This is a genomic window from Clostridium intestinale DSM 6191 (assembly GCF_900130055.1).
Lineage (GTDB): Bacteria > Bacillota > Clostridia > Clostridiales > Clostridiaceae > Clostridium_T > Clostridium_T intestinale.
In genome coordinates, this window is the sequence record NZ_FQXU01000008.1 from 305846 (window position 1) to 324765 (window position 18920).

The window sequence follows — 18920 nt, forward strand, 5'->3', positions numbered from 1 at the left end:
GCAAAAAAGCAACCTTACGGTTGCTTTTTTATTATTCTATGCTAATTGCATTAACTGGACAACTTTCTTCAGCTTCTTTTGCGCTATCTTCCGCACCTTCTGGAACTGGATCTGAGATAACTCCTGCCTTTCCATCATCCTCCATATCAAAAACTTCTGGACAAATTGATGGGCATAATCCACAACCTATACAAGTATCCTTATCTACTATAGCATTCATATTTTTCCCTCCTGTGATATTACTAACAAAATTAGTATGTCATCATAAAGGAAATATTATTCAATAATTTTAATATAATCCTTGGAATACCGATGTATAAAGTGGATCTTCCTTAACGTACTCTTCAGCTGTGCCATTCTCTAATGCCTCTGTTAAATCTAAATTAATAGGAAGCTCAGCTAAAAGTGGTAAACCTAAATATTCTGCATGTTCTTCAGCAGATTTTTTGCTAAATATTTTTATTTTATGATCACAACTATCACAATTAATGTAAGACATATTCTCTACTACACCCCTTATACTAATTCCCATCTTTTGCGCCATAATAACTACCTTCTTAACTATCATAGAAACCATATCCTGAGGTGTAGATACGATTATAAGTTCTTTTAATGGGAAACTTTGCATTACAGTTAATGCTATATCCCCCGTTCCTGGAGGCATATCTATGAGTAGATAATCTAAATCGCCCCACTCGGTATCAGTATACATTTGGTTTAATACTCCCGTTATAACAGGCCCCCTCCAAATAACTGGTTGATCTTCTACTGGAGTAAGTAGATTCATAGATATAACCTTTATACCTAACTTACTCTCTACTGGTTTGAACTTAAAGTTTGAATTATTATCTAACGGAATCATCTCTGCTCTTTTATCATTTATACCAAAAAATCTAGGCATAGATGGTCCTGTTATATCTCCATCTAAAACACCAACCTTATATCCTCTATTGGCTAACTGAGTTGCTATAAGTCCTGTAACTGTAGATTTACCTACCCCACCTTTACCACTTATCACTCCAATAATATTCTTTACGTCTCCATATTTAGGTAATACTTTCATACTCACTGTATTTGTTCCACATCCTTTGTCTTTTGTATTGCAACTATCCTTGCTTGCACAACTTGAACAACTTGACATAAAAAAACTCCTCCTTAGTCTATATACTACCAATCTTTCGGTTTTGTAGTGCTTGTTTGAATGCTCCATGCTTTAAGGTCATAATCTCCCCAAACATAATAGATCTCATAGCTATGGTCATTCTTATTTTCAATAGTTATGTTAGTTTTGAATTTTTTTGATGTATACCCTTGATTTCTAACGGTTATTATCACATCAAAATCCTGTTTATTCCCATTTATTATTTTAACATTATTAGTTATCTTAGCCATATCGCTATTAAAGGACTCTATATCCCTAGATAATATGTATTTAGTACACTCTACATCTCCCAATATATCTATACCTATTTTTTTGTTGCCATCATTTAAATAACTTTTCTTCTCTTCAAGAACCTTCAATATGCTTCCATAATATATGGTGCTAAAATCTCTTGGTTTTCTTACAAAAGATAGATTTTGAATTATGTCATTATCGATTCTACTAGAAACATAATATACTTTATTTTCATCATAAAAATTCCCTTTAGATTTTTCGTCTACCCCTACTACGTAGTTAAACTTTTTTACCTCTTCACCTACATATATTTCAAAAATGTAATCTGATTCAAGGTCCACCTTTTCACTCATCGCTTTTGCAGAAGAAAGTAGATTATATACATCCTTAATAGTTTTATCATCTGTTACTACGAATCTAAAACCCTTATCTCTAGTACTTTGTATTACTATTTTATCAACCTCATCATTTTTTATATACTCGAAGTCCTCATTTTTAAGCCCTAATTTAAGTTTCCCTTTATCTACTATAGAACACCCCGTAAATAGGGTTAATATTACTAACATTAACAAACTAAACTTCGTGATAGACTTTCCCATACCTAAACTTTCTCCCTCTTAACTTATTTAATTATGTTAATCATAACAATAAACATAATTCTAAATAAGGAGAAGCTAAGCTTCCCCTTATCATAAATAAATTATAATACTTAATACTTTTTATATCAAATTTATTTCACTGAATCCACCAAAACCTTAAAAATATCTTGATAATTAGTTTTGTAATACTTGCCATCTACCATAAAGCTAAACTTAACTAATTTTTCACCTTTTATCTTTAAATAATATACATCATAAAATGTCTCTCTTTTATTTTCACCCGTAACTATAAAAGAAGCCTTATAACCCTTATAGTTTTTACTTTGATAACTATCTAAACTATAGTTTCCGATCTCCCCTTCTATATATTCCTTATCTTTTTCTATAAGAGCTTTATCATCCCCCTTATAATTTATTAACTGCACATATCCTGTAATACCTAATGAACTGTCAGAAAAACTCTTATAATATGTTATATAATTCCCTGGTAAGCTTCTATCACCGTTTTCCCATTGACTAGGTAACTTAAAAGAAATTTCCTTATCCTTGTCTGTATACTCTGTGAAATCTGTTATATTATTATTCATTAATGAAATCGACTGAAATCTTTCATTGAATATCCTTTGTCCTACAAACAATAGCCCCATTAAACATATAAGTACTATAGTAACGCCTAACTGCTTTCTATTCATAAAAACCTCCTAGATAATCCTTAATAATTTATTTATACTCTCTTTAACATAAATCTATGATTAAAGATTTATAAATAAATTATGATCCTAGAAATAAATACATACTTCTAGGATCGTATCTTATCTTTCTGCTGGTATTACAATAACAGAGTTTCTGAAATCATAGAACATTAACCAATAACCCATTCCATCTCCTAGGGTTTCATCTTCCATCCATGTTACAAAACCTGTCTTTCCTCCATATGGTTGATCTCCCTTATCCTTTTTGCCTGGAATTCCATATACTATATATTTCATCTTTCCTTTGTCATTACATTTATAGCCTATACAATAATGTTTATGTTTTTTAAAGTAAGGATAATAATTTATCATAGGATAGTATATTACTGTGTACTTATTATAATCAGCTATATTACACATCTCATCTAGATTATCCACAGGTACTTTATACCATTTACAATGTTTTATATCCTTCTTTTTATTTTTGTGTCTATCAAGTTCAAAGTCTTCAGCTAAAGATTCAAAAAATTCTCCAACAGATCCTCTAATCTTGAAGTCTTCTTCACTATAATCATCTACTATCTTGTTCTCATATTCGTCAAACTCACTTCTTACCTCAATAGTATCCTCTTCAACTATCGGCGGCTTAGCCCCTCCAATATTTCTTCCTACTGTGGTATAAGAACTATCATATAAAGGTTTATTATCAATTTCTACATTTCGTGGTGAAGTAGTGTTATACATATTTCCACCTTGAGTTCCTGGTGTACTATATCCTGGCTGATTTTGCATATTTCCTGTGCCATTCATCATACCACCTTGGTTTCCCATAGTACCTACTTGCCCAGTTGTCATTCCTCCTTGGCCTCCCATGGTACTTCCTGGACCATTCATTGTAGCTCCTGCTCCCATGGTAGGAACTGCATCTTCATATAAAGGTGCCTCTCCCATCCCATCATATGGAGTTTCATAAATACCATTTTCTTCTGTCATTGTTCCTGGTGATTGCATTGCTCCTGGTGTTTGTGTAGGAGCTTGTGCAGCTGTTGGTGATGTAATTTGTGAATATAGAGTTGAACCTGTAAACTTACCTAAATCAACACTATTAACCACAGGGTACTGTTTCCAATCATCCTTTGGCATTTCATTACTCATAAATCCACTTATTAAAAATTCTAACTTATCGCCAACTTTTTTTACTATAGCTGCCCCTGATATTTTGTCATAACCTAGTCCCATACCTCCAATGTTATTAACGCTAAATTCTTTATAACCATCTACCTTTCCTATATCAGTTATGTTCACTTCTCCTAAATTCATAAGCTGTCTCATGTCTTTTTTTGCACTCACTATCATCATGAAGTGTTTATGTTCATCTTTTTTAAGATTCTGTGCGTAAAAAGATATTTTACATTTATCGTCTTTAGCCTCAACCTTTGCATAGCCTGATAGAGGTTTATCTTGAGCTGTTGAGTGTCCCCTTTCATCCTCTTGTAATATTATAAAGTTTCTATATAATTTTCCATGCGCCAACTCTACGGTCCCTCCACTTATATTTATTCGTTACATTATATGATTAAATAGTTAAAATATGTTCAAAAGAATTTCCTTTAGACGAAATAAAAAAGTGGCCTAAGCCACTTTTTATTTGAAATAATTATCTATTAAGTTTTTCATACAGAGAATTTGCCAAAGCACCAAACTCTTCTATGCTTAAGGTTTCTCCTCTTCTCTTTTGATCTATACCAGCATCTTTAAAGACACCTTCCATACTTTCCTTATCTAATCCAAAAGATTTTAAAGCATTCCATAAGGTTTTTCTTCTCATATTAAAAGAATTTCTAACTATATCAAAAAATAGTTTTTCGTCTTTTAGTTCAACTCTAGGTTGCTCTAATCTATCTAGTCTTATAACTATAGAATCAACCTTAGGTCTAGGCATAAAACTTGAAGGTGCTACTTTTCTTATAATTTTAGTTGTGCAGAAATATTGAACTAAAACAGATATTGAACCATACTCCTTGCAGTTTGGCTCAGAGTTCATCCTTTCTGCAACTTCTTTTTGAATCATTATAGTAAGAGACTTAAATTTATAACCTTCATTTAAAAGCTTAGCTATAATAGGTGTAGTAACATAATAAGGTAAGTTTGCTACTAGTTTAACACTTTTCTCCCCAGCCATTATTTCATCAAAATTTACTTTTAGCGCATCATTATGTATTAGAGAAAACTTCTCTTCATCTCCTAATTCCTCAGTAAGTATAGGTATTAAATTTGAATCTAATTCTATAGCGACTACTCTCTTTGCCTTCTTAATGAGCTCTCTAGTTAACGTCCCTACCCCTGGACCTATTTCTATTACTAAGTCCTCCTCAGATACCTCTGCACCTTCCACTATATCTTCAAGTACGCTATCATCTATTAAAAAGTTCTGACCTAAACTTTTAGAAAACCTAAAATTATATTTTTTTACTAACTCCTGTGTTTTTACATCCATAATATTATTCTTCACTCTCCATGATTTTCTCTACATTTTTTACAGCATGTATAAATTCTTCTCTAGATATTCCATAATTATTCAACCTTGATATTAATTGATTTGTGTTACCATACCCTACTCCTAATTCTTTTCCTAAAAGATGTCTTCTCTCTTTAGACTTTATATCTGCTGTAAGTTTAAAAAAGAGCATATCTTCTACATTAAAAAAGTCCCTTCTCTCTGTAACTGTTGCCTTAGCCCTGTTTAATGCTCTTAATATAGACTCTGGTGTAGCATTTTCAACCCCTATGTCCCCGTCTTTTGTACCTTCATCTCGTCCTATATAAGCATGTTTTATACCTGGAACTCTTTTAGCTATTATATTTCTTATACGCTCTCCAGCAAAATCAGGATCAGTTAATACTATAACCCCTTGTCTCTTTTGAGCTTCTTTAATTCTTTTTATTACTTTATTATTAATTCCAAAACCGCCAACAGGTATTACCTCTGAATCCACTGCTTTCTTAACAGCAGTAACGTCATCTCTACCCTCAACTACAATAACTTCCTTTATCACAAACTTTTCTTCCTTTCACATTATACTCATATATGTAATCTAAATAATACTCTTCTTCCTTAAACGATAAAAAGATGACTCATTATCTGAGTCACCTTCTTATTTTACCACTGTCCTGGATACGCTACAACATAAAGATTAACTGTTCTTACTCCCCATTGATAACACTCTCTTGTGGAATTCATAAAAATATCTATTTTGTTATTCTTTATTGCACCGCCTGTATCCTCTGCAACTGCGTAACCATAGCCTTCAACATAGACCTTTGTTCCTAAAGGAATGACCCTTGGGTCAACAGCTATAGTACTCAATCCAGATGGATTTCTCTTAGGCACTGTTCCTGTTGCAGTTATACCATCACCAGCATAAGCACTCGCTTTAACAGAAAGAGCTTGTTTATAGTAAAGTTTGGAATCTCCACCTCTGGAGAGAGCAACGTAGCTAAGAGTTCCCTGATGAACCACTTTACTAGTAGGTTCCTTAGTTATCTTTTCACCAACAACTTTTCTCTCAACTTCTACGCCATCTTCATATATCACCTTTACTGTAACTTCTTTTTCTCCTTGAGTACCCTCCTGAACAACTTTTGACATCCCCTTATCCATACTATCATCATTTTTAACAACAGTTTGATAATCTAATGCCTGAGTTTCAACAATATCTTTTGTTTCCACTCTTGTTACTTTAAGTTTTAAATCTTCTGTTATTAGGGTATCTGCTGAAATGCTTAACTTGTCATCCTCATTAAGAGTGATGTTTTCAGCTTCTAGCATATCCTCTATGTTGCTCTCTGCAGTTTGTATCTCTAGGGTCTCACCATCTACATAGACCTCAATAGGCACAGCTCTTTTAATTGAAATGATATCATCATCATTAATTCTATCTTCTAATTGAGGGGATACCTTATCCTTTTCACCTAGAGTTATGTCGTTACTTTGCAACGCCCCTTTAACAGTCCCTTTGTATGTCACTATTCTTTGTTCTTCATTATCTATTCGAACAATCACTGTCGTTCTCATGTTGTAAATTGTAAGTATTAGCACTGATGTTACTATTGAACACAACACGATTTTTGCCTTAGGACCATTAGAAAAAACTCTTTTAAAATGCTGTTTGAATTTTTCTACCATTTTATTCCCTCCTTTGGCAAGAGTGTCTTTTGCATTATAAACAAAATATTAAAGCTTGTCAAATTGACATCTCCTGCATTTATTGTAACTGTTACGAAATGCTCACTTGGCATAAGTTAAAATTATATTGAATGATAGCTTTAATCCATTAACAGTCACTACTGGGAATATGTTTTCTGACTCCTATCCTAATTCTTAACTATCCTTTGTTGTATACCACCAAATTAAACTTGCAAGAACTATTTTACCTTATTTTTCCATTTTAAACAACCTTACAATATTATCATTAATCTTCTTATTTGCCTCAAAAGGGTCGATTTCCTTGATTTCTGCTAATTTTTCTATTATATACTCTATATAGTCTGATTTGTTTCGTTTTCCTCTATAAGGTGTTGGTGCCATATACGGACAATCCGTTTCTACTAACATTCTATCTAAAGGTACATCTTTTGCTACTTCAAGAATCTTTTTAGCATTTTTGAAGGTTACTACTCCAGTAAAACCTATGTAATATCCTAATTTTAAACATTCTCTTGCAAATTCCACACTACCAGAAAAACAATGTACTACCCCTGTAACCTTTGGAAATTCTTTTAGTATATCTAAAGTATCTCCATGTGCATCTCTGTCATGAATTACTACAGGTAAACTTAGCTCTTCAGCTAACTTCAGCTGTTGTCTGAACACCTTTTTTTGAACCTCTCTAGGCGGATTTTCTTCCCAATAATAATCCAGTCCTATTTCGCCTATTGCCTTAACTTTAGGATTTTTGCTTTTCTCTCTTATGAAGTCTATTACCTCATCAGTTAGCTCATTAGCATTAGATGGATGGATTCCTAAAGCTGCATAGAAAAACTCATATTTATTGGCTAATTCATAGGAGCCAACTAACCCCTCATAAGAAGAGCCACAATTCAAAACTCCCGTTACTCCATTTTCTTGTATCTGTTTTATTACTGCATCTCTATCCTCATTAAAAGACTCATCATCATAATGAGCATGAGAATCTATTATGTTATATTTGTTACCCAATACTTCCACCTCTTATCTATAAATTATTGCATATTTTTTACATTTTATTCACATAATGTAATATTATTTAAACAAGCTTGATAATACAGGGGTTAGAATCCCCATAATTCCACCTAATAAAGCACCGAGCCAAGTAATAGCTTTAAGTTCTTTATTAGCAATTTCTATAATTAATTCCTCTGCATATTCAACAGGGAAAGACATTATTTGCTTCTCAACTATTTTAGCTATATTTAGCTTTTCTATAAAATCTCCTCCACTGCTTTTTAAAAGGTTTCCTGCTAACTCTTGAAGTTTGTTAAATACGGCATCTAAGCTCTCATTATTCCCCTCTGGCATTACTTCTTTTAATTCTTTATTTTCTACAGAAACTACCAATTCATCTATAATTTCTTGTATTTTTTCCTTTAAGGATTCACTATTTACTAAAGTCTTAATTGCTCCTTTAACTTCTATGGATATTTTTAATTCATAATCTGGATTAAAGAAGGTTAATAACTCATCTATAGTAGTGAATTTTTCTAACTTTCCATTTGCAAAGTTTATTATTTTATTAGTAAACTCTTCTCCATTTAATAAATCTACTATTTTTTTCTGTAAATCTTTTATTATCTCATCTTTAGCATGTTGAGGTATTCCTTGAACTATAGAACTTATTTCTTTGTTGCCAAAGCTTTTTATCATATTTCCAATCATCATAGCTATTTCTTGTTTATTTTCTTCTTTATTTAAATAATCATCTACTATAGTAGTAAATTTTGCATAAAGCGACTCAGTACTCATAAACATAGAAACTAAAGGATTCATATTACTAATAACATTTTTCTCTATTATATCTTTTATCTTGTTAGCAGCTTCTTCCTGTCTTAATAAACGTCTTAAATAAAAAGAAATTTCATTTCTTTCATTATATGTATAAACTTCAATCCCTTGAAAAAATCCTTTTGGTATTACGTCATTTAATGTTTTACCTTCTTGTCCTAAACTATCTATACCATAGTTTAATACATTACCTATATCCTTTTTTAAATCTTCTGACTTCAAAGTTTTATCTAATATATCTTTTATAGGAAGTTTATTAAAAACATCCACTGGACTTTTTTTGAGCATATCTTTTAATACTAGTTGTATTTCTTTAGTTATTTTATCAATCATATCTTCGCTTGAAACTTTATCAATTAAATATGTAGATGATTTTTCTTTTATAGAATATGTAAAAGTTTCGTATTTTTCTTCTAATAATTCTTGTCCTAATGTTTTTATATTTTTATTAGATTCTCTTGCAGTCTCAACTTTTTTTATAAATATATCATGTAAATAGCTCTTCATCTCTTGAGATTCCATAGCTTCCATCATATTTTCTCCAGTCACAAGATGACGACCAACAGTATCTCCAACACTTTTTGCTATTCTATCTCTTTCCTTTGGTATAAGTCCTGGTGTAAAAGGTAATTTAATCCCACCAATTCTTTTTTCAGTATGTGGTTTAAAAAGCATCTTTATAGCTAACCAGTTAGTTATATATCCTATTACAGCTCCTATTAATATACTTATGGATAAATTCATTTTATCTCCTCCTGATAATATATGTAGTCTATACTAAATCTCATTATAAATTTACCATATTGCTTTTTCAATAAATATTAAGGATAATAATTTAAAGGCGGTGTTTTTTATGAATAATTCTCATGCTCTTGAAGGAATTAGAATGTGTAAGTTATTTAAATCTTTTTCTGATGATGAAGCCTCTGAATTGTTTAATGCTAAAAATAATTCAACTAAAACATATTCAGCTGGAGATATTTTATTTATGCAGGATGAATCTTGTGATTATCTTAGTGTGGTGTTAGATGGTGTTATAGAAATCCAAAAACTTGATGCTGATGGCAATATATTAATAGTTGCCAGTTTAGATAAAGGAAATGTTTTTGGAGAAAATCTTCTTTTTGGAGATAGGCATTTTTATCCAATGTCAGTTGTTTGCAAAAATTCATCCACAGTTTTACATATACATAAATCTTATGTGGAGACCTTACTTCAAAAAAATCATGAGTTTCTTGTAATTTTTTTAAGAATCTTATCCAATAAAGCAATGGCTTTAAGTTCCAAACTTAAACAAGTAAGTATGAAGTCCTTAAGGCAGATGATATGTAATTATATTTTATCATTATATAAAAAAGATAAGTCCTTAGAGATAAACCTAAATATGTCTAAAAAAGATTGGGCTGATAAATTAGGGGTTCAACGTCCATCCTTGTCTCGTGAGCTTATTAATATGAAGAAAGATGGATTAATTGATTATGACAGATCTAAAATAATTATTTTAGATTTAGAAGAAATAAAAGATAATGCTTAATTAATTTCTTTTTAATAATGTTTATAATTTGTTTCGTATTTTGTCATAGAACTGACATATTGGTTCTATATACTTAATCTTGTAAAGTTGTTAAAGCATTATTATTTACCCCTAAAAACCATCATGTAAAAGGCCCTTGTTGTTATCTCGTCCCCCTTTGACTAAGATAAACAAGGGCCTTTTCTTTTTATATTTTTTCTTCTTTAAGTTTTATAACCTCTTCCACAGCCTTTTTCTTATCAATTCTTTCAAAAAGTATTTCTAAATCTCCTATTTTAGGATTTTTAATCTCAATAAAACTCCAAGTTCTCTCCTCAATTCCTAAAAAACCCTTTATCTTATCACAAGAGTATGGAATAAACGGTTCAAGTAGATTAGATAAATTAGCTATTATTTGAACACAAGTATATAAAGTTTCTATACACTTATTTTTATCTTTCTCCACGGTAATCCAAGGTTTTTCATCATCAAAAAACTTATTTACTTTTTTGATGAATATAAATATATCCTCTAAGGCATCCTTAAACTCTCCTGCCTCTATTTTATCTCCAACCTCTACATATAAATCAAAAAAATCCTTCTTCCATCTAGGATTTAATCCACAATTAGGTAGACTTCCATCAAAGTATTTGTGGATAAATACTAAAGACCTGTTGACAAAATTCCCAAAACTTCCGAGAAGATCATTATTAGTTGAATTTATAAATCCCCTCCATGAAAAATCCGAATCTTTTTTCTCTGGCCCATTTATAGTTAAATAATATCTTATAGCATCGGGGTTATAATTTTCTATCATATAAGGCATCCATACTGCCCAATTTTTTGTAGTTGAAAACTTTTTACCTTCAAGGTTCATGTATTCTGAAGAAATCATTCTTAAGTTAGGATTTTTAATGCCTATTCCACTTAATAAGGCAGGGAATATTACTGTGTGGAAAGGAATATTATCTTTTCCATGGATAAAGTATACTCTCGAATCTTCATCTTCCCAGTACTCTCTCCAATCTTCTCCTCTTTCTTCACAAACTTTAATGCTAGCTGTAATATAAGACATAACAGCCTCTATCCAAACATATATCCTCTTATCCTCATATCCCTCTAAAGGAACATCAACTCCCCAAGAAATATTTCTAGTTACTGCCCTATCTCTAAGACCTTCATCTAAATATCTCTTGGTTAGTTTTATAGCATTATCTCTCCAGCCATCTTGCTTTATCCATATCCTTCTTACATCATTTTCAAACTTTGATAAAGAGAAAAATAAATGCTTAATCTCCTTAACTTCTGGTTCCTTGCCACAGTTTTTGCACTTCTTATCTATAAGGTCCTCTGGATCTAATATTTCTGCACACTCTTCACATTGATCCCCTCTAGCTGCTCCATGACAATGTGGACATGTACCTTCAATAAGCTTATCTATTAAAAATTCCCCACATTCCTCACAATAATATTGAGTAACTAATTTCTCATAGATATATTTATTATTATAAAGTTCTAAAATAAACTTCTTAACAGTTTCATGATGATGTTCTGAGCTAGTCTTTCCAAACAAATCATAGGAAAAACCCAACTTCTCAAAACATTCCTTAAATTCTTTATGATACTTTTCAGATATTACCTCTGGAGTTGTTCCCTCTTCCTTTGCCTTAATTAATATAGGAGTACCGTTACAGTCACTTCCAGATACAAAAATAACTTCATCACCCATTAGTCTATGGTATCTTGCCAAAATATCACCTGGCATTAAAGAAGATAATCTCCCAACATGTAATGATCCATTTGCATAAGGCCATGCATTGCCTATTACTACTTTCATATTGCCCCTCACTTCCTGAAATTTAAAGCTAGTAATAAATCACTTTATCACTAGCTCTAAATCACTAAAAATTATCTAACTTCACTTCCAGTTGGTAGTTCACCTGGGTTTACTAAAAATAATTGAGCATCATCATCACTAGAAGCAGCTAATAGCATACCTTGTGATAATTCTCCTCTTAATTTAACAGGTTTTAAATTAGCCACAAGTACTACATACTTTCCAACTAAATCTTCTGGTTTATAATACTTAGCTATTCCTGACACTACCTGTCTTTCCTCGCCATTTAAATCCACTTTAAGCTTTAATAACTTTTTAGCTCCTTTTATAGCTTCAGCACTTAATACCTTAACTACTCTTAAATCCACTTTTTCGAAGTCTTCTATAGTTATTTCCTCTTTAATAGGTTTTATAGTTTCTTTAACTTCTTCTACAACTGGTTGTGGTTTTAAAGCTTCAAGCTCTTTAAGCTTAGCTTCAACATCTATTCTTGGGAATAGGTTATTTCCCTTAACTACCTTAGCTCCAGCAGCTGTTCCATCAAAGGCTGATAAAGAGTTCCAAGTAGTTACTTCTGTATTAATCTGCTCATTTATCTTGTTAGCTGTATCAGGTAAAAATGGTGATATAAGTACAGCTATAAATCTTAAACTTTCAGATAAGTTATATAATACGGTACCTAATCTATCCTTTTTACTTTCATCCTTAGCTAATATCCATGGAGTTGTTTCATCTATATATTTATTAGCTCTACCTACAAGCTCCCAAACTTCTTCTAAAGCTTCTGGGATTTTAAGATTATCTATAGCTCTCTCAACTTTTATAGGAGTTTCTAACGCTAATTTAATAAGTTCATCATCAACATCTTCTTTATCAAGAGGTGCTGGAATCATTCCTCCAAAATACTTTTCAATCATAGCTACAGTTCTAGATAAAAGGTTACCTAAATCATTACAAAGGTCTGAATTTATCTTCTTTATAAATATTTCATTATTAAATAATCCATCAGCTCCAAAAGGAATCTCTCTTAATAAGTAGTATCTAACAGCATCAACCCCAAATTCGTTAACTAAAACTACTGGGTCTACTACGTTTCCTTTAGATTTAGACATCTTACCGCCATCAACTAAAAGCCATCCATGCCCAAATACTTGTTTAGGTAGTGGAACATCTAAAGCCATAAGCATAATTGGCCAATAAATAGTGTGGAATCTTAATATATCCTTACCTATTAAGTGAACATCTGCTGGCCAATATTTTTTGTAAAGCTCTGTGTCTTCACTTCCATAGCCTAAAGCTGTAATATAGTTAGATAAAGCATCAATCCAAACATAAACTACATGTTTCTCATCAAAGGTAACTGGAATTCCCCAGTTAAAGCTTGTTCTTGATACACATAAATCTTGAAGCCCTGGTTTAAGGAAATTATTTAACATTTCATTTTTTCTTGATTCAGGTTGAATGAAATGTGGATTATCCTCTATGTGTTTTATTAATCTATCTGCATATTTACTCATCTTAAAGAAATATGCTTCTTCCTTAGCCTTTTCAACTGGTCTTCCGCAGTCTGGACAATTTCCATTAACTAGTTGAGTTTCAGTCCAGAAAGATTCACAAGGTGTACAATACCAACCTTCATAAGAATCCTTATATATGTCTCCTTGATCGTAAAGCTTCTTAAATATATCCTGTACAGCCTTTATGTGATAATCATCCGTAGTTCTTATAAATTTATCATAGCTGATATTCATAAGCTCCCAAAGATCCTTTATTCCAGCCACTATTTCATCTACAAATTCCTTTGGAGTTACACCCTTCTCCTCTGCCTTAAGCTGAATCTTTTGTCCATGTTCATCTGTACCAGTTAAGAACATAACATCATAATCAGTTAATCTCTTAAATCTTGCTAATGCATCTGCTGCTACTGTTGTATAAGTATTACCTATATGTAAATTAGCAGATGGATAATATATTGGTGTAGTGATATAATATGGTTTTTTCTCGCACATAAAAATCTTCCTCCTAAAAAATTAAAAACATAAAAATTTATAAATAAAAAAAGCCTCTACATAGGGTATCCCCTATATAGAGACGTATTATACGTGTTACCACTCTATTTTATGCCATTGTTACCAAATAGCACCTCATTAAGTACTTAATATACTTTGCAATATAACGGTTGCCACCGTATCCTCCTAACCCTAAGGCTCAGAAAACCCGCTCCAAGACCATCTTCATAACATTTTCAGCTACTGGCTTTCACCTACCCCAGCTCTCTATAAACTTTCCATATTATTACTCTTCTTTTCCTCGCATTTAATTATAATATTATTCCAAAATCAATTTTCTGTCAATATTTATTAATAGTTTCCTAGATTTGATCATTTTCTTTTAAAATCTTTTCGATAAATGTGTTTGTAATATTAATATCAAATTTCTTGCCACGATATATCTTTAACTTTTCAATTGCTTCTTCTTTACTGTAGACTTTTTCTCCATTCCGTGGATTTATTAGATTATCATAATAATCTACTATACTAAGTATTCTTGATTGAATAGGAATACTTTCACCTATTAAACCTTTAGGATATCCGCTACCATCTACACATTCATGATGATACAATATGTATTCAGCTATATTACTAAACTCATCGGAAGATTTTAGTATCTTATATCCGATTTCAGAATGTCTCTTGTATTCATTATTTTCTGTTTGAGTCAACTTTTCAGACTTAGAAAATGCATTTTCTCCAATAGCTATTTTACCTATATCATGAAGTAATCCAGCAGTTATAATCTCATTAACTTCATTAACATTCATATCAAGTAAATCTGCAACTTCCCCACAAAGTTTACTTACTCTTTTACAATGACCTTCTTCTTGATTACTTTTTTCATATAAGGTTTTAATTATAAATTTTACTGTTTTACTTCTATTACTTCTACTATCCATTAACTTATTTTTATACATATAATTTTCAGCTTCAATAAAAAGATCAATAATATTTCGATCTAAATTGCTTTTCACTGCATATCCAAAAGAAGTTGATAATTCCATATTTCCTATCTTTTTAGCAGATAATTTCTTTTTAATAACCTCAATAATTCTTTTTGCTTTTCTATTATCAGTTTTAGAAAGTAAAAGTACGAATTCATCTCCACCAATTCTAGCCACAATATCATTTTCTTTAATTACGCTATTTAAGACCTCAGCTGTATAAATAAGAAGTTTATCACCAACTAAATGTCCAAAAGCATCATTAGTAAGTTTAAGTCCATTTACATCTGCTACTACCAAAGTCATAGGCATATTTTCAGCCTTATCTATTTCTGTGATCTTTTCTTCATAATATCTTCTATTATAAATTCCTGTTAGCTGATCATGATAACTTAGATAAAGTATCTTTTCCTCTGCCTTTTTCCTCTCACTTATATTTCGTGACACTCCTACAATTTCTATTTCATTTCTATTGTTTAATCTATATTTTCCAGCGGTTTCTACCCATACTAAATGCCCATTTTTATGAATGCTTTTCATTTCTAAGATATATGATATATCTTGTTTTGAATCTTCTAGAAAAACTTCTATCCTTTTATTAAAGCGCTCATCTAAATCACCTAAAAAATCTTTAGTTAAAAATTCTTCTAAAGTAATATCCAAAGCTTCCTCTTGAGTATATCCTAATAAATTTTTAATAGATGGACTCACATATGTAAAACAATATTTAGTATAGTTAAAAACCCATATTACATCTGATGTTGATTCAGTAATCAATCTATATTTCTCTTCGCTTGCTTTTAATGCATTTTCTACTTCTTTTTGCTTAGTTATATCTAAAAAATTTACTGCAAAATAATATTTTTTGTCTGAATATACTTGAATCCTATACCATTTATCTAAAGCCTTAGAATATTCCTCATACTCTATAATCCCACCATTTAAAGCAACTGCTCCATAAGAAGAAATATAGTTTAAATTGTCATCTGTTATATTTGGAATAACTTCTGTTAAAGACTTCCCTATGATGTCACTACTTTTTAAACCAGTCATTTCTTCAAAAGCTAAATTAACTTCTATAAATATATAGTCGCAAGGTAGTCCATTATCATCTAATATTATTTTATGATATGCAAAACCAACTGGAACATTTTGAAGTATTGATTCATAAGAAATATTTGTCATAAGTTATAAAACCCCATTCTCTAAAATTACTTTATATATTCTACTATAACAAATAGAATAACTTTATTAAAATAATATTACACTATCTAAATATATTATCCCAAAAATAATTTTAAAAAATTTGAACAATAACTTCCCTTTAAATTATTTCTATTATATTTACCTTCTAATATTTTATACTCCTCTAAATATTTATCTATAAGCTCCTGAGAAATTTTTTCCGACTTAGTTTCATTATATAAAAATCTCTCTTTTAGTATTGCTACATATAGACCACTCTCTTCATAAAAATCACTCATCTTCACTAAATCAGTATGAAAATCATAAGAGGTCATTATTTTAATGTTATTATTACCTAAATATCTCTTTTTATATCTCAATAAATTATCTTTGATTTGCTCATAATAACAATCCTCTTCATCCAAAGCAACATAAACCTCTACATTTGTAGTTATAACAGCATCTACTACACTATCTGTTAGTAGAGCACCATTACCCATAATATTAAATTCCATATTATTACCTTTAGGATTAAATCTATCTATTATCTTAATAATATTTTCAATATGATTTAATGCATCTTCACCACAAAAAGTAATTACTTGCCTTTGATACCTATTCTTATATTTATCTAAAATTTTATTTATTCTGTAGAATATTTCTTCATTATTTATATTGTAACTTTTATTTATACTATTAAATATTATATGTATTGTGTCTCTACTGCTTATGATATTACTATCCCTATCATCTGTTTCTAAAAAACAGACTTCGTCTTCATCTTTCATAATTAAACCTATAAAATCATCAATATATTCATAAATTAAATAACTACCTTTATCAGCCTCTGTTTTTAATACTTCAATACTTAAATTCATTTTTACCTAAATAGTAAATTTTTGTGATAGTTCATTTAAATTTTGAGATATTTCAGCTTGTCTTTGAGAAGCTTTGGCTGCATCTACTATCGCTTCTGTTACTTCGTTTATACTTACTGTTATATCTTCTGAATTTTGAGCTGATTCTTCTGCAGTAGAAGATAAATTTTGTATGGCACTTCCTATTTGATCTATAACTTGGCTTATTTGAGTCGATGATTTTAATACATCCTCAGCCATTTCATTTATAATCTCTGAATCCTTCTCATACTGAATTCCTGTATTCATAAGTAATTCGTAATTAGGTTTAACACTATTTTCGATATATCCTAAAATATCTTGTCCACTTTTAGATAAATCTTTAAATGCATTTTGAACCTGCTGCACCATTGATTGAATATCATTAACTGCATTAGAAGAATCCTCTGCAAGTTTTCTTACCTCTTCAGCTACCACAGCAAACCCCTTTCCAGCTTCTCCCGCTCTTGCAGCTTCTATAGCAGCATTAAGTGCTAACAAATTAGTTTGTTCAGCAATCGATCCTATTGAATCAGCCATGATTTTAACATCTTCAACTACTCTACCATTCTCTATTGCTACTAAAATATTACGTTTATTCTCTTCATATATACTATTTCCTTCTCTTATACTATTATCTGCTTTTTCTTTTACTTCTATTGCTCTGCTCTTTATTTTACTAACAGCTTGTAAGCTTATACCACTTCTATTAGCTAATTCTGTTGTAGATGCTCCTATCTCTTGAGTTGATGCACTTACTTGTTCACTTGTTGCACTCAAGTCTTGAACTGCCCTATCTATCTGCTCAATTGCAGCATTAACAACTTCAATCTTACCAGATATTTCTTCCATAACAGCAGACAATTCCTCACTTCCAGAACTAATTTCCTCAGAGCCATTCATTATTTCAGAAATTAGTAACTTAGTACTATCCTTTGCTTTATTTAAAGACTCACCCATTTCTCCTATTTCATCTTGTGAACTTACAATTATCTCATTGGTTAAATCTCCATTTTCCAAAGCCTTAGCAAAGTTAACCACCTTGGTTAATCTCTTTGCAATAGATAAGGATATACTTATACCAATTATTATAGCTGCTATAAACCCAATTACAGTTACACCTATACTCATATTCGTAGCATATGTAAATTGATCCATATTTTTATCATTAGCTTCTTTTGCCTCTTCAACGTTATGGTTTACAAGTTCATCTATATTACTATATGTTCTCTCTCTTATAGCCCCTAACTCTCCCATTGATTTAGTTGCGTCTTCCTTATTTCCTTCTTTATTATATTTTATAACCTTCTTTAAACCATCATAATATGTACTAGTATCTTTTTGGATATTACTAAAAAAATCTCTTTCATCTTGATTATCTAAAAAACTTTTTTCATATTCACCTGAAATTTCATTACTTTCATCTATTAACTTAATAATTTTATTTTCAAGTTCCACATCAGTTTCTACTTTATCATCTTGATATACTAATATTATAGTATTAGCTCTTAAATCAGCTATCTTTTCTTTTAGATCTTCTATCATTTCAACAGATTTAAGATTCTTATTATACATAGCTATAGCATTGTCATTTATCCCTCTCATACTATTGATTCCTATAAATCCTACAATAATTATGAACATAGCCACAGTGATAAATAATGCTACTATTTTAGGTGCCATTTTTAGATTGTTAAAAAATTTCATAAAATTACCCCTTTCAAGTATGATTTTTAAAATATCCTACAAAATGAATATTTTGTT

Annotated in this window: 16 protein-coding genes and 1 other annotated feature; of the genes, 1 reads left to right on the forward strand and 15 read right to left on the reverse strand. The window is 30.7% G+C overall.

Going from position 1 to position 18920, the window contains the following annotated elements; all coding sequences use genetic code 11:
• Window positions 1-31: 31 nt before the first annotated feature.
• The 10 genes from BUA92_RS14260 to BUA92_RS14305 all read right to left on the reverse strand — a co-directional run bounded on the left by BUA92_RS14260 (window position 32) and on the right by BUA92_RS14305 (window position 9471).
• Window positions 32-220 carry a ferredoxin gene (locus BUA92_RS14260; RefSeq protein WP_073020505.1) on the reverse strand — a complete coding sequence of 63 codons (189 nt, stop codon included), beginning with the start codon at window positions 218-220 and terminating at the stop codon, window positions 32-34.
• A 69-nt stretch (window positions 221-289) separates the two neighbouring features.
• Entirely contained in the window at window positions 290-1141 is an 852-nt protein-coding gene (locus BUA92_RS14265) for an Mrp/NBP35 family ATP-binding protein (protein WP_073020507.1), read from the reverse strand.
• A 26-nt stretch (window positions 1142-1167) separates the two neighbouring features.
• On the reverse strand, window positions 1168-1995 hold the full coding sequence (locus BUA92_RS14270; RefSeq protein WP_073020509.1) for a YhfM domain-containing protein: 828 nt from the start codon (window positions 1993-1995) through the stop codon (window positions 1168-1170).
• A 131-nt stretch (window positions 1996-2126) separates the two neighbouring features.
• Window positions 2127-2687, reverse strand: coding sequence for a hypothetical protein (locus BUA92_RS14275; protein WP_073020511.1), 561 nt, complete (start codon window positions 2685-2687; stop codon window positions 2127-2129).
• A 120-nt stretch (window positions 2688-2807) separates the two neighbouring features.
• Window positions 2808-4220 (reverse strand): DUF7922 domain-containing protein, encoded by a 1413-nt coding sequence (locus tag BUA92_RS14280; protein ID WP_073020513.1) that lies wholly within the window; start codon window positions 4218-4220, stop codon window positions 2808-2810.
• Between the two features lie 124 nt (window positions 4221-4344).
• Entirely contained in the window at window positions 4345-5184 is an 840-nt protein-coding gene (gene rsmA, locus BUA92_RS14285) for a 16S rRNA (adenine(1518)-N(6)/adenine(1519)-N(6))-dimethyltransferase RsmA (protein ID WP_073020515.1), read from the reverse strand.
• 4 nt (window positions 5185-5188) lie between these two features.
• Complete coding sequence (rnmV, locus tag BUA92_RS14290; RefSeq protein WP_021804367.1) at window positions 5189-5743, reverse strand: ribonuclease M5; 555 nt, start codon at window positions 5741-5743, stop codon at window positions 5189-5191.
• 104 nt (window positions 5744-5847) lie between these two features.
• Entirely contained in the window at window positions 5848-6873 is a 1026-nt protein-coding gene (locus tag BUA92_RS14295; protein ID WP_073020517.1) for a ubiquitin-like domain-containing protein, read from the reverse strand.
• 249 nt (window positions 6874-7122) lie between these two features.
• A complete protein-coding gene (locus BUA92_RS14300) occupies window positions 7123-7905 on the reverse strand; it encodes a TatD family hydrolase (protein WP_073020519.1) in 783 nt (260 codons plus the stop codon).
• Window positions 7906-7968: 63 nt separating this feature from the next.
• Complete coding sequence (locus BUA92_RS14305) at window positions 7969-9471, reverse strand: DUF445 family protein (protein WP_073020521.1); 1503 nt, start codon at window positions 9469-9471, stop codon at window positions 7969-7971.
• 109 nt (window positions 9472-9580) lie between these two features.
• Between BUA92_RS14305 and BUA92_RS14310 the strand changes: the two genes are divergently transcribed.
• Window positions 9581-10261: a Crp/Fnr family transcriptional regulator gene (locus BUA92_RS14310; RefSeq protein ID WP_073020523.1), complete on the forward strand. Its 681-nt coding sequence runs from the start codon at window positions 9581-9583 to the stop codon at window positions 10259-10261.
• 187 nt (window positions 10262-10448) lie between these two features.
• Here the strand turns inward: BUA92_RS14310 and metG (BUA92_RS14315) are convergent, their stop codons facing one another.
• The 5 genes from metG (BUA92_RS14315) to BUA92_RS14335 form a co-directional block, all read right to left on the reverse strand.
• On the reverse strand, window positions 10449-12077 hold the full coding sequence (gene metG, locus BUA92_RS14315) for a methionine--tRNA ligase (protein WP_073020525.1): 1629 nt from the start codon (window positions 12075-12077) through the stop codon (window positions 10449-10451).
• Window positions 12078-12148: 71 nt separating this feature from the next.
• Window positions 12149-14086 carry a methionine--tRNA ligase gene (metG, locus tag BUA92_RS14320; protein ID WP_073020527.1) on the reverse strand — a complete coding sequence of 646 codons (1938 nt, stop codon included), beginning with the start codon at window positions 14084-14086 and terminating at the stop codon, window positions 12149-12151.
• A 75-nt stretch (window positions 14087-14161) separates the two neighbouring features.
• Window positions 14162-14397: a binding site (T-box leader), on the reverse strand.
• Window positions 14398-14448: 51 nt separating this feature from the next.
• Complete coding sequence (locus BUA92_RS14325) at window positions 14449-16260, reverse strand: HD domain-containing phosphohydrolase (protein WP_073020529.1); 1812 nt, start codon at window positions 16258-16260, stop codon at window positions 14449-14451.
• Window positions 16261-16355: 95 nt separating this feature from the next.
• Window positions 16356-17138, reverse strand: coding sequence for a hypothetical protein (locus tag BUA92_RS14330; protein WP_073020531.1), 783 nt, complete (start codon window positions 17136-17138; stop codon window positions 16356-16358).
• A 6-nt stretch (window positions 17139-17144) separates the two neighbouring features.
• Window positions 17145-18863 carry a methyl-accepting chemotaxis protein gene (locus tag BUA92_RS14335; protein ID WP_073020533.1) on the reverse strand — a complete coding sequence of 573 codons (1719 nt, stop codon included), beginning with the start codon at window positions 18861-18863 and terminating at the stop codon, window positions 17145-17147.
• Between the last annotated feature and the right edge of the window lie 57 nt (window positions 18864-18920).

What these genes read in the sequence shown, in the direction of transcription:
- metG (WP_073020525.1), bottom strand. Translation starts at nt 12,077, where the DNA reads ATGAAAGTAGTAATAGGCAATGCATGGCCTTATGCAAATGGATCATTA.
- BUA92_RS14335 (WP_073020533.1), bottom strand. Translation starts at nt 18,863, where the DNA reads ATGAAATTTTTTAACAATCTAAAAATGGCACCTAAAATAGTAGCATTA.
- BUA92_RS14305 (WP_073020521.1), bottom strand. Translation starts at nt 9,471, where the DNA reads ATGAATTTATCCATAAGTATATTAATAGGAGCTGTAATAGGATATATA.
- BUA92_RS14295 (WP_073020517.1), bottom strand. Translation starts at nt 6,873, where the DNA reads ATGGTAGAAAAATTCAAACAGCATTTTAAAAGAGTTTTTTCTAATGGT.
- BUA92_RS14265 (WP_073020507.1), bottom strand. Translation starts at nt 1,141, where the DNA reads ATGTCAAGTTGTTCAAGTTGTGCAAGCAAGGATAGTTGCAATACAAAA.
- BUA92_RS14310 (WP_073020523.1), top strand. Translation starts at nt 9,581, where the DNA reads ATGAATAATTCTCATGCTCTTGAAGGAATTAGAATGTGTAAGTTATTT.
- metG (WP_073020527.1), bottom strand. Translation starts at nt 14,086, where the DNA reads ATGTGCGAGAAAAAACCATATTATATCACTACACCAATATATTATCCA.
- BUA92_RS14325 (WP_073020529.1), bottom strand. Translation starts at nt 16,260, where the DNA reads ATGACAAATATTTCTTATGAATCAATACTTCAAAATGTTCCAGTTGGT.
- rsmA (WP_073020515.1), bottom strand. Translation starts at nt 5,184, where the DNA reads ATGGATGTAAAAACACAGGAGTTAGTAAAAAAATATAATTTTAGGTTT.
- BUA92_RS14330 (WP_073020531.1), bottom strand. Translation starts at nt 17,138, where the DNA reads ATGAATTTAAGTATTGAAGTATTAAAAACAGAGGCTGATAAAGGTAGT.
- BUA92_RS14270 (WP_073020509.1), bottom strand. Translation starts at nt 1,995, where the DNA reads ATGGGAAAGTCTATCACGAAGTTTAGTTTGTTAATGTTAGTAATATTA.
- BUA92_RS14260 (WP_073020505.1), bottom strand. Translation starts at nt 220, where the DNA reads ATGAATGCTATAGTAGATAAGGATACTTGTATAGGTTGTGGATTATGC.
- BUA92_RS14275 (WP_073020511.1), bottom strand. Translation starts at nt 2,687, where the DNA reads ATGAATAGAAAGCAGTTAGGCGTTACTATAGTACTTATATGTTTAATG.